The organism is Dyadobacter jejuensis, assembly GCF_003149085.1.
Classification (GTDB): domain Bacteria; phylum Bacteroidota; class Bacteroidia; order Cytophagales; family Spirosomataceae; genus Dyadobacter; species Dyadobacter jejuensis.
This window is the reverse complement of the sequence record NZ_QGDT01000002.1, coordinates 658,883-673,848: the sequence shown is the minus strand read 5'-3', so window position 1 is coordinate 673,848 and position 14,966 is coordinate 658,883. Positions and strand designations below refer to the sequence as shown.

The window sequence follows — 14,966 nt, the reverse complement described above, 5'->3', positions numbered from 1 at the left end:
CTGCAATAGGCCTTGGGCATTGGCGGGGCATTTGACATTTTAACGGGCAGCCGTCGGATTTAGGTATGGGGTTTTAGGCTGTAAGCTAGTGGAATTAGGCCTTCAGCTGCCCCTTTTAATATTATTAAACACCTTTTTCTGTCCTTAAACCAGAAATAAAGGAAGCATTCCGACGCTGCTACCGCCCGCCCTTAGCCGACCGCCGAAAGCTCCGATGTCGCCCCGCTGGGGCTTTGTTTTTCTGAGGTGTCGTTCGTTGCTATTAATATGCCACCCCTTTCGGGGTTTCGAAGGCTCGTCAAAAAGGGCCATCGGCTTTAGGCCTTGTCGGGGCTTTTGACATTTAAACGGGCAGCGGACCACTGGGATAATGCAGCTGCGGAAAGCTTTCGCTTCGGCGATCGATCCGATTTAAGATTTTAAAATTGTAACAGGGAACCGTAAATTCATATCCGTAAAGCAGGCAGAGCAAGAACGATTCTGATTCATTGAAATCTGGTGGCCGCCGCTGCGGTATAACAGGCTCAGAAGACTTTCTGCAATTGGATATCTGTCACCGGAACAGTTTGGAAGGACAAAAGACAAAATCCTCCTGATAATTTGAGGTGTCCCACGGTAGACGGAAATTCAATCAGTCTATAACCGGGCTTAATTATTTGTCCAGTTTTTTTGTTGCAAATCCATTAAGCATTCAAAACGAGCTTGCGTGCATCAATCCTTGATGTGGCCTCAAGCTTTTTATAATCTCTAACTACAACAGCCATGGCATTTTTTATTCTGTGGCTCGAAGCAGTAAACTGATTACCGTCAATTGGGCTAACTTTGCCACAATTAATCGTTTGGAAGGATATTTTCTGTCGTTTACTCATTAACAATTATATTAAGTTGCTATAGTAACAATAGTTTTTTAAAACGTACTGCAAAAATACAAATTTATTATCATCAATACCAATGAACCGATCAGGATAAGCGGCTAGGATAAGCGTGTCTGTACTGGTAGGGCTCGCTTCTGTTGCATCTAGTACTAATAAGCCGACCGCCGAAAGTCCCGATGTCGCCCCGCTGGGGCTTTGTTTTTCTGAGGTGTCGTTCGTTGCTATGAATATGCCACCCCTTTCGGGGTTTCGAAGGCTCGTCAAAAAGAGCCATAATCGGCCGGTCATCGGCTTTAGGCTGGATTTGCTCCATTTTCATGAACGCTAGGTTATGCTCTTTTCTTTTACAATAAACATTTAGCGGCTTTCCTAATGCCTAATCCCTGAAATCCTGTTAACGGCCCTTCGGCTCCGCTCAGGGGCCGGGGAGCGATGACCCGTTTCAATCGGTGGTTGAGCGGAGTCGAAACCCCGTATATGGCTTGTTTCTAGCGGTGGTTGAGTGGCCCTTCGGCTCCGTTCAGGGGCCTGGGAGCGATGACCCGTTTCAATCGGTGGTTGAGCGGAGTCGAAACCCCGTATATGGCTTGTTTCTATCGGTGGTTGGGCGGCCCTTCGGCTCCGCTCAGGGGCCGGAGTAGCTCAGGGGCCGGTATCGGTACCAAAGAACTTATTCTTGTCGAAATTGGCAATACTATGTACTTCCAGTGGAGTACGTTTAGCAATTGGATGTTCGTATCCTCCCAAGCAACTACGTATTGGTTATTAAAGATTGTGCTTTACAAAATACTGTGGGGGCATGTGGTGGTATTGGCTGGACTTTGTATCTCGGAGATTTTCAAAGACATTTTTAAGCTACTGATGTGGATAGGTGTTTTGTTCTTTGCTTTGAACCATGAAGCCATAGATTACAGATGCGCGCCAAGCAAGAGCTTAGCCAAAAACGGAATATAAAAAGGGGTGAAACAAAAACACGAATCTAATAAAATCGACAAAACCATCAAGCTATGATCCAGTCCGCCCTGGGCAATAACCCCGACATTGAACCCTTAGGTTAACCCTTTGGTTGAGTATTTGTCTCAGAATGGTAGACAAAACGAAAAATATATTAGTGAAGTCCATGAAAACATTAAAAGAACAAACGGAGGCCAAGATTGCAGCGGGGCGGCAGGCTAATCCAGACTTTATGAATGGCGTCGATGCCATCATAGAAAATGCCAAAGCATTCCAACAGGGGGCTGATGCCATTAAAATAGGGGAAAAAGCACCAAATTTTGAGCTGCCGAATGGGGAGGGCAAAATGGTGGCTTTAGAAAGTTTGCTGGAGAAAGGCCCAGTGGTGGTCACTTTTTATCGCGGCGATTGGTGTCCATACTGCAACTTACAACTTAGGGCTTTACAGGCCAGGTTAAGTGAAATTCAGGCACTCGGAGCCACATTGGTGGCCATTAGTCCTCAAGTACCGGATGGGTCCATGACAGAAACCGAAATCAGTAAATTGGAGTTTACGGTGTTGTCGGATCAGGATGCAAAGGTAGCCTCACAATATGGCGTGGCTTGGGAGGTGCCTGAGTTTTTATTAGACCATATGCGGGTAGATCGAAATCTGGATTTACAAAAAATCAATCATGGTAACGGTACGATATTGCCGATTCCCGCGACTTTTGTATTGGGGCCTGACGGGATCGTACAATGGAATTATGTTAATGTCGACTATAGAACCCGATCTGAGCCTGATGAGGTTATTGCGGCCCTTCGGCTCCGCTCAGGGGCCGGAGTAGCTCAGGGGCGTTAGCGGTGGTTGAGTGGCCCTTCGACTCCGCTCAGGGGCTGGTATCGGTGGATGGGTGGCCCTTCGACTCCGCTCAGGGGCCGGAGTAGCTCAGGGGCCGGTATCGGTGGTTGAGTGGCCCTTTGGCTCCGCTCAGGGGCCGGGGAATAGCTCAGGGGCCGGTATCGGTGGTTGAGTCCCGCAGAGCGGGATCCTAGACCCCTAAACCCCGAAACCAAACGCCGCTAAATATCTTTTATCCAGAAAATCATTTGTTTTTCCGTCTCTTGTTCTTGGCCGATATCGAGCCAGGACATGGTGCATTGTAGGTCGGGCAGTTCGGTGTATTGCCGTTTAAGCCAGAAGGCGTTATTGGAACGGTAGTCGGCTGGCTTGGCCGGGTGGCTGTGGCCCCGGTCTACCGAGCAAAAGCTCGTGTGGGTATAGCTGCCAAAGCTAGCGGCGTGGGCTTCTCGCTCATCGAAAAAGCGGTGGCCAATACCCAGGCCCCGGTATTGCGGCAACAGCAAGCTCTCTCCAAAATAGAAGATGCTGTGAACATCGTATCCCGCCTCCAGAAAAGGCTTTTGCACCTCGGCAGTCTCATCGGCTAAGGGTATGCAGGTGGTGGCACCTACCATGTGGGTCCCGTCGTAAGCGGCAAAGACGAAGGACCGAGGACATCGGGAATAGATTTTTAAATACTCTTGCTCATAATCTAGGTCTCCATCATAGAGGTAGGGATAGTCTTTGAATACCCCAATCCGTAACTGGGCCAGGCCTGGAACCAGCGATTCTATTTCTTGACCCGTTCTGCCTGCAAAATGCAAATGGGGGAGTTCTTTTTTCATAAAACAAAGAGAATGCAGTGGATTGATTTACTTCCTTTTTTCAAGTTCTGTCTCGACATAGCCTTTCGGTACTTTTTACAGCCGTAAGGAATAGGTAATAGGCTATAGGCAATAGGGTTGAGCTACTTTTAACCGGCCGGCGCACCGCCTTTAACTTTTCCTCTTTTTCCTTAAGATACCAACCCTACCCACCGATTAAGGTTGTAATAAGTAGTTACCCGGCTGATCAGGCCATCGGTAATTTCCAAAAAGGCTGCGGCAGGAAGTACATAGCGCTGACCTTTGGCTTCGGGGAATCCTTCATCTCCTTTTTTATAGATGCCATCCACGACAAACTCCACGGAGATACGCTGGCCACTGGGCTCAGTAAAGAATACCATTTCCGAGAGTTTCTCTTCGTAGCTCGTGTCCATCATTTTTAGGAATTCGGTAAAGGCCGCTTTACCGTGGCGGGTATCGCCTTCATTGGGCTCGTGTTGGATATCCGGATGAACGAGCTCCAGCATGGCCTGCCAGTCCTGGTTGTTGAAAGCGGAATAGTATTTTTGAGCAATTTCTAGTGCTGACATATATTAATTTAGATAAGTAGGATAGAATACATTAAAAAGGGGCGTCGGTAACCGACACCTGGCCGTTGGCATCTTTTTTATATACGGCTATGCAGTTGTCGTTATATCGGGCATCGAAATGCGGGTCGTCGGCTTGTAGGGTACTGGGGAAGTCCTGCTGTTCATCGAAAAAATAGACGGTCGTCTCCCCATATTTCGTGTAGGGCATCATGTTTCCATAGGCCTGCAAGTCTGCTTGGGACCGGTCGGCTACTGTGGCCGCATAGATACGGATGATAGGGCCCGTATTATTGGGGTTTCTGTAGAGGGCTACCTCTTTGAAGCCCCCTTTCAGGTCGGTGGGGGTAGGTTGTGAGGTGGAATCGTAAATGATAAAACCAGCCACTACCAAGAGTAAGACCAGGGCTATGATTTTTATTTTCTTGCTAAACATGTCGTTTTTCCAATTCTAGACTGATGAACCAGCAAATTAGCCAATTGGTTTTCATTTTTACAGGAAAATATTCTTTCGGCTTAGCGTTTATGGGTAGAGCTTACTGCTGCTTGTTGGCCAACAGGCAGTTAAGGAGCGAATAGATGGTAGGATGGTCGGTGGGTGGAAGGACATAATGCCAGGTCCAGACGCCAGGGGCCGATTGCCGCACTTCGATTTGGGCATCCTCAGTCACGATATGGGTGCCCAGTCCTTGCTTTTGTAAGGCACGACGGGTCCACTCCAAGGCCAGGGGTTCTCCGGCAATGGTGTAGGTTTGGGTAATGGCGGTGTTGCCGATAAGGAAATTCCCCGTGCTGTTGTCGAAGCATAGCCCCGATTTCGAAAATGCCGCTTCGAAGGCACCGCTGAGGATCAGGTCTTCGGGCATGCCTTCGGTAAACTGCCGGCCTGGTCCTATGAGCCAGAGGTTGTCGGCCATGCGCAGGGCGAGGTCTAGCTCATGAGTAGATACCAATATGGATTTTTGAGTCTTACGTGCGAGCTCGTGGAGGAGCTGCATCATCTCTAGCCTGTTGGGAAGGTCGAGATGGGCGGTGGGTTCGTCCAGAATGATAACGTCGGTGTCTTGGGCTAAGGCTCTGGCGATCAATATTTTTTGGCGTTCCCCATCGCTGAGTTGGTGGATACGCCGCCTAGCCAATGGCCTGGCACCCGCTACCTCCAGGGCCCAGTCTATCATTTGCTGGTCGGAGGGGGTCAAAGTCCCCAACCAATTGGTGTAAGGGGTACGTCCAAGGGCCACCAGTTCGCGGCCTGTCATATTATTGGCTTCGATGCGGTCGGTGAGTACCATACTCATTTTTCTGGCCATATATTCCGGCGATTCGTCGAGAATATTGGTTGCTCCGAGTAGTACGGCTCCCGCCAGAGGCGCTTGAAGGCCTGCCAGCGTACGCATGAGGGTCGACTTACCCGCCCCATTGGGTCCTAGCAGACAGGTAAGCTGGCCTGGTTGTAATTGAACGTTGAGGGCGTCGAGTATAACCACCGGAGGCTTGTTTTTGCCCTGTCTATAGCCAACGGCCAGTCGTTCGGTCCTGATAGCGGCAGATGGAGTTGTCATGGGGTAGATCTAATTTTTTGGTGACGGACTATCACCCAAATCACCACTGGGGCACCCAAAAGGGATGTGACGATATTGATGGGCAATACGGCGGCATGGCCAGGAAGTTGGGAGAGGATGTCGCAGACCAGCATCAAGATGCTAGCTACCAGGCAGCAGGCGGGTATCAGGATGCGGTGGTCGGAACTGCCCAGCAAGGCGCGCGTAAGGTGGGGCACGGCTATTCCGATGAAGCCGATAGGGCCACAAAAAGCCGTGATGCTGCCCGTCAGGATGCTCGTGCCCGAAAGGATGATCAGCCGGGAGCGCCCTACGGTAAGGCCCATGGTTCGGGCATAATTGTTGCCGAGCAATAGGATATTTAGCGCCTTGGACGAGGAGAAAGCCTGAAGAAGACCTACTATTACGATGGTACCTAACACATAGAGTTGGCTGCCATAGACGCCCCCCAAGGACCCAAAGGTCCATAGAATATAGGACTGAAGCTGTTCGGGGTTGCTGTAGTACTGCCAAATACTGACTACCGAAAGGGTGATGGCGCCGATCATCAGGCCGACGATCAGCAGGACTACATGGTCGCGAATGCGGCCGGCTATGGCCAGTATGAGCAGCATCACCAAAGCGGAGCCAGCAGAGGCCATGGCGATGACGAGCCAGCTGCCTGATAGGCCCAGTTCGCGGATGGCATATACGCCAGCGCTACCGCCTCCCAGCATCACCACGGCTACACCCAGGCCAGCTCCCGCCGTAATGCCCAGCTCTGAGGGGCCCGCCAATGGGTTGCGGAAGAGAGTCTGCATCTGCAGGCCACTTACCGACAGGGCGCTGCCTGCCAACAGGGCCGTAATGGCCTTGGGGATGCGTATTTTTTCGACGATCAGCTGCCAGGCTTGTACGCTGGCCTCGCCTCCGAAGATGATCTGGATCACTTCCTGAAGCGGGATATGCACCGACCCCAACATGATATCCAGCATAAAACTGGCCAGCAGCGTCAGCGTGAGCGCTACAAACCATAGCCGATGTTTAGGGCTGAAGTCCTGGTGAGGGGGCATAGGCCGGTCAACGGGTGGGGTGGGTAGCTCCTTCATTTTGGCAAATGTTTATAGTATACCAAAGTGTGTTCAGGGAGCAAGTCGGGATGCAGGATTTTGATGAGATCGGCCAGTACCACTTCTGGGGCCATCATCCCCGACTCGAAGAAGTCGTTGGCCCCCCCGTCGTTGACCCGATTATTATAGCTATACATTTTTCCCGTTTTTACCGATTTAAAATCGGCATAGCGTGTGTCTATCGCTAGGATGCCCTGCTGGGTGTCGGCGGGGTCAAATCCTACATTAAGCCATATATCGGCGGTGAGGGCCTTGGGATATACACTTTCAAAGTTTAACGGCAGGCTAGCGTTACCCGCTGTGTTGTGCCAGGGGTATGCTCCTCCAGCATCCTTGAAGAATACCGCCATATAATTATCTCCAGCGGGGAGGTACCAGCTGTCCTTGGTGTTGAGTCCCGACAATACCTGGGGCTTGGAGGGGACTGCAGAGGCAAGGTTTTTGAGTCGGTGGTACGCTTCCTCTATTTGGGCAAATTTTTTATTAGCCAGCGCCTCCTTGTTCAGCAAGGCGGCCAGGAGTTTTACCCATTCGGCTCTGGCCAGCGGGGTGGTTTCGAGCCATTCGGCATTGGCCAACACGGGGATGGCCGCCTGCTGGAGTACCGGAAATTGCTGACGGCCACTCTCGGGGCCACCCATGGTCATCACCAGGTCGGGGTGCATCACCAGTAGTTTTTCCTGATCGATCCCTTGGTCTATTCCCACCTCTTTTATCTTACCTGCTGCGATGAGTTCTAACACTTTTGGGGAGTATACATATTGTAAGCTGCCCAGACCGGCAAGCACCTTTTCCGATTCTAAGAATGTCAGCATACCAATATGCATCGACGACATGGCGACCATGTTCCTGATGGGAATCTCGATGGTGGTGGCCGAGCCCAAGCCTTGAGGGGCCTTCGTGCCCCTTTCAAGGAGCACATACCGGCTGGTATCGGCGGAAGTATAGATTTCTATCAGCTTATAATTTTCAGCATATCGAATAGAAAAGCCCTGGGCATGTTTAAGAACGACTTTGTCAGGGTACAAGTCGGTAGTGGGGGAGGACTCTTGGGCGGTATCCTCGTGAGTAGAGCTGCCGCCGCATCCCAACATAGACAGGCAAAAGCCTACGGCCATTATTCCGTAAAACATCAGGCATAGGCGAGAAATTCCCCCTTGGGGAAGCCAATGGGAAGGCTTAAATTTTGTAGCAATCATCATAAATGGGCCTGCTTTTCTTCCGAAAGCGTTGCGTAAAATGGATGTATAGGCAGGTCTTCTGACTTCCCCCGTCGTAGTTCCCCTTCCCATCTTTTTTACAGACAGTGGGTAATTGATGAACTACGCACATTATGGAGGTTACAGCAGCGGAGACTGTTCCGGTTTTACACCGGTATTCCCTTTTAAAGCTTCAGGCCATGGGCCCTTTGCTACCCTTTTCTGCTGCAAACATACTAAGAATTGCAATGGAAATCGGCATTAAAAAATCAATGGCACCTTTTACTACGCATAGCCAATGAGGTATGCAAAGAGCCCTGATGTGATTCGGGGCTCTTTGTGGTGAACTTTACTTCTTACTCGATTTTTAGCCCATTACTTCAATACCAGTATTTTTTTAACTTTTAAGCCATTGGCTTTTCGGAGCTCTACCAGGAATATTCCTGCACTGGAATCCGCTAATTTTACTTTTTCCTGGTGCGTTCCCTTTCCGACCAAACTCCGCTCGAAAATCGCATTCCCCTTTGTTTCATATACCGTAAGGGTTGCTTTTTCGCCAATAGTAAGATCAAAACTAACTTTGAACGCTCCATTATTGGGATTCGGAGAAACTATAAGTAGGGTATTGGTTTGTGTTTCCATTTCTGGTGTTTCCAGCCCAGTTTCTGGTACGCCAATCCTGGCACCACTGGCACAATAGAGTGTCCTAGGAGAATCGTGAAGCACAAAGCTACATCCAGACACTCGGGCGGAAAGGACTCTGTTTTGACCATTTTTCAAAGAGGATGGCGTATTGATTTCAAATCCGTGCACTCCGTTGCCTAAGCCGGCATTCAATAAATCCTGTCGGAAATTGGCTGCTGGTATATTGCTTTGAATTACAGTGCTACCTTCCAAAATATCAATATACACGGGGGTGTTAGGGTTGCTGTAATCGTAAGCCCATCCTCCCATCGTTCCACAGTTTGCACCATCGAAGTGGCCATTCAAGGTAGTACAGTTTATGGTCGTGTTCCCTCCCGGTTTGGTATAATTGAAAGCCACCGTGCCCGTGCCAGTACAGTTAATGACATCCACTTTTAAGGTATAGTTCCCAGTATTGACACTGGACGGAACCGTAAAGGGCACAGTGGCTGCCGTTACGTTTGCCGTCCCACTGGCCACCACGGTACTACCTGACAATATAGACCAGTTGACCTGGGACACACTACATGAATTGAACTGAAACGATGCCGTGTATTGCCCGCTGTTTTGGGTAGCACTTAGAAGCGAAAAGCCACAGTTGCAGGTGGAGGTATTATTACCAACAGGAACTGTTACATTGGATGAGCTACTACATCCATTCACGGTACATGTGGCGGTATAAGTTGTTGTGACAGTAGGATTTACCTGAACTGGGTTTCCTGAAAGACCATGCGACCATGTGATATTTCCTGAACAGTTTGTTGCAGAAAGTTGGCTTGAATGGCCAGAAGTAATAGACGTTGGATTGGCAGTTACTGTTGGTGCAGCTGGTGGGGTACAACCATTGAGTGGGAATAGACGCACTTTTGGAACAATTTGTTCGGTTTGCCCCGGATATTCCCAAAAAAGCTGCGCTTGTGCTCCTCCACCATTCTCATAATACTCCATTTTGATATTATACTTTTGTCCTGATGTCAACGAAATGATTCCATTTTTCCATGTGGGGCCTTGATCCACCCAATTATCAATTAAAAGTTGACCATTGACCCATAGACGTGTACCATCGTCATTGTTGGTTTTGAAGGTAATATTGCCACTATACGGAGCTTCTACCTGTCCTTCCCAGCGTACGGAGAAATTATCAAAACCAATACTACTCCCAGGTCCATCACCACCCCAAGCGAAATTGACTGTTTCGTCAATACGGGTAAGATTGGGGCTTCCGTTTAGACTTTGGTTATTAAAATAGTTGCCTGTAAGGCCCGTTCCTCCACCTGTTGGTGGGTTGGAGCCTGAACAGCTCACCGAATTGAAATAGTACCGTTGATTGTCTCCATTAGTCTCGCCCCAAAAATGTAAACCAGCTCCATCGCTTCCGCTTATCCCTTCGACATCAGCAAGGCCCACGCCAAACTTACTGGTAACACCAATTGTATAGGTTCCGTCAATGACAGATCGCACGCTCCATCTTTGATAGTAATTTCCACTCCAGTCCGCTTGTTGTATTGGCGTGCCGGAAGTGGTGTTACCCCCAGCCAACTCCCACACTTTGTTGGAACTCTGCGAAATGATCCTGTATGTATCAGAATTTACACTTTCAAGCTGAAATATCTGATTGTTTTGTCCATTAGCCCCATACTGCCTGATCCTTGCCCCATTGTTGCCATTTTCTGGCTGCAAAAATTTATTAGAGTGCTTGGCTTTTATGGTATAGCATCCGTTCGGGAGAGGCAGATAGTAAATGGGCGTACATCCCTGATCGGCGATGGCCAGTTGCGCACGGATGAAGTCTACGCCAGCCTGCGTAATTATGGTATGCTTCTCATTAGCATCTGGCGCATATATTGCATCAAACGGCGTATCTGTCTGCACATTGATATTGCTTAGTGAAGCGCCCCAGTCACGATTCAGGTTTTTTAGGGCAAAGGAGCTGACGGAAGGGATAAAAGAGGGTGTCGAGAATTGTATTGAGCCCATGGTCTTATACATCCATTTTTTTGATTTCGCCTGATCGACAATTAGCTGAAAATAATCGCCATATCCACCCGGCAGAATATCCATGCTGGGCTGACCCACCCCATAAACAAAACGTTCGGCTCCACCCCACCCGAAGTTTATAAAACTCTTGTCCATGACCTTGCCCCGGATATTGCCTGACGGCGCTGTAAAAACCTTCATACTGAAAAACCTATCACTCGCAGCCAGACAAAAGAACCCCGCAGTGAATGCACAGGTTATTGTAGCCAAAGCAGTTGTCTCAGCCTTAATTTCCATAGCCTGTCCACCGGCAGGGAAATTGTGATTGGTCCCATTTTTGCTGCCATTGTTAAGCGCCACTCTTCGCAAGCAAGAAGCCTGAGGAAAGCCCATAGCGTTCATCGTTTGAACAAAACGATCACGAAACCCCGGTGAACCCCCTGGATGGTCGTTTACTTTTCCTTCGTAATGATGTATCAACATTTGCCGTGCAGCCGGAGCAAGTAGCAATTCTTTAACTGCCTTTCGAGGGCCTTCCAGATTCATGTCATTATCCATGTGTACCAGCATATCCTGTAGCCCTACCGGAATATTGGCTCCATGATGTGGGACATCGAATGAAACCCAAAGTTTGCAGTTATGGTTCATATTGTTTTGCTCCATATAACGAAGCGCATAGCGGGAAATAAGCCCGCCCATACTTGGTCCGATTATAGTGATCTTTTCATTACTACCATTGGCCTGCAGTTGTTGGTTTACCGTTTGGATCAGCTTCACCAGTACCATCGCGTTACGCTCTATATAATCTCCACCTCCCGCACGGTAACGCGGGACATCCTGAAACCAACAACTGGTGGTAGGGAAAGGATAACCATTAAAAAGAGGGCAAATCAGTTCATTAATGGAAGTGTATTCATACGTTGGCGCGTTAAGTATGATCAGATCATACCCGTTGTCTGGCGTGTTTTCACGGAATTTATGACCTAATAATTGTGGTTGGCCATTTCCATCAATATACTGCATATTGTCATCATAAAATTTTTGTCCGCCACGAGTGTCCATTGGGTCAAATCCATCAATAAGAATAACAGGCTTACGAAGTTGTGAACGCCTGGCAGCATAGTAAGTAAATACATCCCCTTTTCCCTTATAGGCCGAAGTCTCGTCATATCCCTGAAAGGGAATATCGGCCGTTATTCGTATGGAGTCAACCGTTGAAACGCCATCAAAATAAGGGTAGTTAATATTAACGCGTGCCTGGGGAATCACCTCCAGCTCCGATTTGGCGGTACGCTGGCTGCCATCCGAACAGGTAATGGTGAAATTCAATTGCTTGATCCCTGCGTTGCCGTAAGTTACCTGTACCGAAGAGCCTCCCGGTGTGAGGGTCCTTGAGCTACCTCCGTCACCAAAATTGACCACCACACTGTTTATTCCCACGCCCTGATTGCTGAATGTCGCCCAGCGTGGCAGCTGGAAGCTGCTTGTTCCGATGGGTACTGACGGAACCAATGCCGAGGCTACCACTGCCTGCTTGGTATTAAACGTCTGTGACGGAGAAAAGCCAGCCTTTAGTCTGAGCCTGCCGTCCGGGTCCGTCTCCACGACGGAGGAATTAATTTCCTGAAGTTGGATCAAAGATATCCCGATAGGTACAATATGCTGCTCGTTGTTGCTCTGATAAATGAGGCTTTGCAATGATTCCGTGGAGAGTAACCCACTTGTGTTCAGTGCGCCCTTGTAGAGTTCGGCCCTTGCTTCGAGCCAGTGTCCCGAATTGGAGACTTCTGACGTACCGAAAATGTTAAGCGAGGCAGCAGGAAAGGCCCTGTTATACAAGATGCCCGAAGTAACATAGCTTTTATCAAGATATCCCATTAAGTCGTCAGCTTCCTCCTGGGTGGTGCGGGCATTTGACTGCCCAAAGGCAATAAATATAGGGCATAGCCATGCCAGGCCTATAAATAGGCTGAAAAAATTTCTCATGATTTTAGTTGGTTAGGAGTTAAAGATTTACGGTTTTGGTATTTACGTCGAAACGCCCGTCGGTGATCTTCACTTTTTTGCCGAGTGAATTCCCCCCTTCAAATTCGAAGGTGCCGGATACAATGCCTGAGATCGTATCCGCTTTGGTAATCACCACCCTGCCCGTATGATTTCTGCTGGTCATAAAGCTTATCCCATCGGCACCCTGATACCAACCATAGCTTTCAGGATAGAAGTTCCGGTCTATTTTGTACGTGTCCTGATCTAGCTCATGTATTCCTATCTCTATGGTTTTTAGAAACACATGTAGCACCGTCTTTTCCTTGCTATAAGTTCTTATAAAAATTGTCGGGGGATTATGAGAACCATAACCAGCGAAACCTCCGTTAATCGCCCTAGCTACACCAAACCAATCCCCAGTACCATCCGGTATCCACACTTTCCCATTCACCTTACAGGAAAAGGTGTTCTTCCCTTCCTGGGTAGTGGGCGTTAGATCCGGGCCTTTGTCGCAGCCCCAAAAGAGCATCAGCACGATCCACGTGCTGGCATATAGGTTGATGTTTGGTTTCATGACTCTTGTCTGTTTAAGTGAAACGTAAGAAAACAAAGTCAATGGTGCTGAGGCGGTTCCATGATCTTTACGTTTAAGTGAACAGTTAGTAGATCTATACAGATTAACACTGGCAGGGTTATGCTGCCATATCGTAGGACAAAAGCGGTGAGAAAGAAAAGGCTACAGCCCGGGGGATGCTTTTCTTTGTTTCATACGTGCAGGTAGTTTAGATGAAGGTTGATGTTCGTTTCTGTCACGACCTTTTTTAATCCTAATGTTCGTCCGTTTGTGAGTTGTGAAAGTAGATATATTTCATAAAACTTATCTAAAAGTTAATAAAAATATAAACATAAAAACAAGCCTGATTTTATAATTTTTATCGTTGATAAATAACTGATAATTAGATATTGGATATTTCCAGAAGTGACACTACCTGTGTCAGTTTTGGCAATATCCAATCAATAAGCATATCAATATTATCGAACTTCTACGATACTCTATAAACGTCATCTTAAACCTGTAAAGGCCTAAGTCGTAGTGCTTGTTCTTGATGATGCTGTATTTAGATGGTATTTAATGCTCGTGCTTCGAGCCAATGTCCCGAATTGGAGACTTCTGACGCACTAAAAATGTTAAGCGATGCAGCAGGAAAGGCCCTGTGCAGGCCACCCTGTTCTATAGGATGCCCGAAGTAACATAGCTTTTATCAAGATATCCCATTAAGTCGTCAGCTTCCTCCTGGGTGGTGCGGGCCTTTGACTGCCCCACTGCAGTAAATAAAAGGCATAGCCATGCCAGGCCTATAAATTGGCTGAAAAAATTTCTCATGATTTTAGTTGGTTAGGAGTTAAAGATTTACGGTTTTGGTATTTACGTCGAAACGCCCGTCGGTGATCTTCACTTTTTTGCCGAGTGAATTCCCCCCTTCAAATTCGAAGGTGCCGGATACAATGCCTGAGATCGTATCCGCTTTGGTAATCACTACTCTCCCCGTATGATTTCTGTTGGTTATAAAGCTTATCCCATCGGCAGCCTGATACCAACCGTAGTTTTCAGGAAAGCGATACCGGTCTATTGTGTAAGTATCCTGATTTAGCTCATGTATTCCCACTTCTATGGTTTTTAGAAAAATATGGAGTCCTATTTTATTCGTACTATAGGTTCTTAGGTAAATAGTTGGAGGATCATGGGACCCGAAGCCAGCGAAACCTCCATTAATCGCTTTGTCTAATCCGAACCAGTCGCTGGTACCGTCCGGTATCCACACTTTTCCATCCACCTTGCAGGAAAAGGTGTTCTTCCCTTCTTGGGTCGTGGGCGTGAGATCCGGGCCTTTGTCGCAGCCCCAAAAGAGCATCAGCACGATCCACGTGCTGGCATATAGGTTGATGTTTGGTTTCATGCGTCTTGTCTGTTTAAGTGAAACGTAAGAAAACAAAGTCAATGGTGCTGAGGCGGTTCCATGATCTTTACCTTTAAGTGAACAGGGAGTAAATCTGTACAGATTTATATTGGCAGGGTTATGCTGTCTTTTCGTAGGACAAAAGCGGTAAGAAAGAAAAGGCTACAGCCCGGGGGATGCTTATCCCCGGGGGATGATTTTCTTTGTTTCCTACGTGCAGGTGTTTAGATGAAGGTTGATGTTCGTTTCTGTCACGACCTTTTTTAATCCAAATGTTCGTCCGTTTGTGAGTTGTGAAAGGAGATATATTTCATAAAACTTATCTAAAAGTTAATAAAATATAAACATAAAAACAAGCCTGATTTTATAATTTTTATCGTTGATAAATAACTGATAATCAGATATTGGATATTTCCAGAAGTGACACT

13 protein-coding genes and 1 riboswitch are annotated in these 14,966 nt (G+C 47.9%); of the genes, 3 read left to right on the top strand and 10 right to left on the bottom strand.

Translation table 11 applies throughout. The features are described from left to right. Window positions 1-1,412 precede the first annotated feature (1,412 nt). From CLV98_RS06755 to CLV98_RS23400, 3 genes are all read left to right on the top strand, one after another. Window positions 1,413-1,829 carry a hypothetical protein gene (locus CLV98_RS06755; protein ID WP_109673525.1) on the top strand — a complete coding sequence of 139 codons (417 nt, stop codon included), beginning with the start codon at window positions 1,413-1,415 and terminating at the stop codon, window positions 1,827-1,829. A gap of 166 nt (window positions 1,830-1,995) precedes the next feature. Continuing rightward, window positions 1,996-2,670 carry a peroxiredoxin-like family protein gene (locus CLV98_RS06750; RefSeq protein ID WP_109673586.1) on the top strand — a complete coding sequence of 225 codons (675 nt, stop codon included), beginning with the start codon at window positions 1,996-1,998 and terminating at the stop codon, window positions 2,668-2,670. A gap of 10 nt (window positions 2,671-2,680) precedes the next feature. After that, window positions 2,681-2,842, top strand: coding sequence for a hypothetical protein (locus CLV98_RS23400; protein WP_158281209.1), 162 nt, complete (start codon window positions 2,681-2,683; stop codon window positions 2,840-2,842). Between the two features lie 49 nt (window positions 2,843-2,891). Here the strand turns inward: CLV98_RS23400 and CLV98_RS06745 are convergent, their stop codons facing one another. The 10 genes from CLV98_RS06745 to CLV98_RS06705 form a co-directional block, all read right to left on the bottom strand. Further along, the gene (locus CLV98_RS06745; protein WP_109673524.1) at window positions 2,892-3,497 is read right to left on the bottom strand and encodes a GNAT family N-acetyltransferase; all 606 of its coding nucleotides are present in this window, start codon (window positions 3,495-3,497) and stop codon (window positions 2,892-2,894) included. Window positions 3,498-3,667: 170 nt separating this feature from the next. After that, entirely contained in the window at window positions 3,668-4,066 is a 399-nt protein-coding gene (locus CLV98_RS06740; protein WP_109673523.1) for a nuclear transport factor 2 family protein, read from the bottom strand. Between the two features lie 31 nt (window positions 4,067-4,097). Continuing rightward, window positions 4,098-4,499: a hypothetical protein gene (locus CLV98_RS06735; protein ID WP_109673522.1), complete on the bottom strand. Its 402-nt coding sequence runs from the start codon at window positions 4,497-4,499 to the stop codon at window positions 4,098-4,100. A gap of 100 nt (window positions 4,500-4,599) precedes the next feature. Beyond that, entirely contained in the window at window positions 4,600-5,625 is a 1,026-nt protein-coding gene (locus tag CLV98_RS06730) for an ABC transporter ATP-binding protein (protein ID WP_109673521.1), read from the bottom strand. Next, on the bottom strand, window positions 5,622-6,713 hold the full coding sequence (locus CLV98_RS06725; RefSeq protein ID WP_229203247.1) for a FecCD family ABC transporter permease: 1,092 nt from the start codon (window positions 6,711-6,713) through the stop codon (window positions 5,622-5,624). Before CLV98_RS06725 ends, CLV98_RS06730 begins: the two co-directional genes overlap by 4 nt. Next, a complete protein-coding gene (locus CLV98_RS06720) occupies window positions 6,710-7,936 on the bottom strand; it encodes an ABC transporter substrate-binding protein (RefSeq protein ID WP_229203246.1) in 1,227 nt (408 codons plus the stop codon). The genes CLV98_RS06725 and CLV98_RS06720 overlap by 4 nt, the downstream gene beginning before the upstream one ends. 31 nt (window positions 7,937-7,967) lie before the next feature. After that, window positions 7,968-8,168, bottom strand: a riboswitch (cobalamin riboswitch). Window positions 8,169-8,308: 140 nt separating this feature from the next. Continuing rightward, window positions 8,309-12,580 (bottom strand): PA14 domain-containing protein, encoded by a 4,272-nt coding sequence (locus CLV98_RS06715; protein ID WP_109673520.1) that lies wholly within the window; start codon window positions 12,578-12,580, stop codon window positions 8,309-8,311. Between the two features lie 19 nt (window positions 12,581-12,599). Further along, window positions 12,600-13,154: a Riean_0653 family protein gene (locus CLV98_RS06710; RefSeq protein ID WP_109673519.1), complete on the bottom strand. Its 555-nt coding sequence runs from the start codon at window positions 13,152-13,154 to the stop codon at window positions 12,600-12,602. 657 nt (window positions 13,155-13,811) lie between these two features. Next, window positions 13,812-13,964 carry a hypothetical protein gene (locus CLV98_RS23395; protein WP_158281208.1) on the bottom strand — a complete coding sequence of 51 codons (153 nt, stop codon included), beginning with the start codon at window positions 13,962-13,964 and terminating at the stop codon, window positions 13,812-13,814. A 19-nt stretch (window positions 13,965-13,983) separates the two neighbouring features. Further along, on the bottom strand, window positions 13,984-14,538 hold the full coding sequence (locus CLV98_RS06705; RefSeq protein WP_109673518.1) for a Riean_0653 family protein: 555 nt from the start codon (window positions 14,536-14,538) through the stop codon (window positions 13,984-13,986). Window positions 14,539-14,966: the final 428 nt, after the last annotated feature.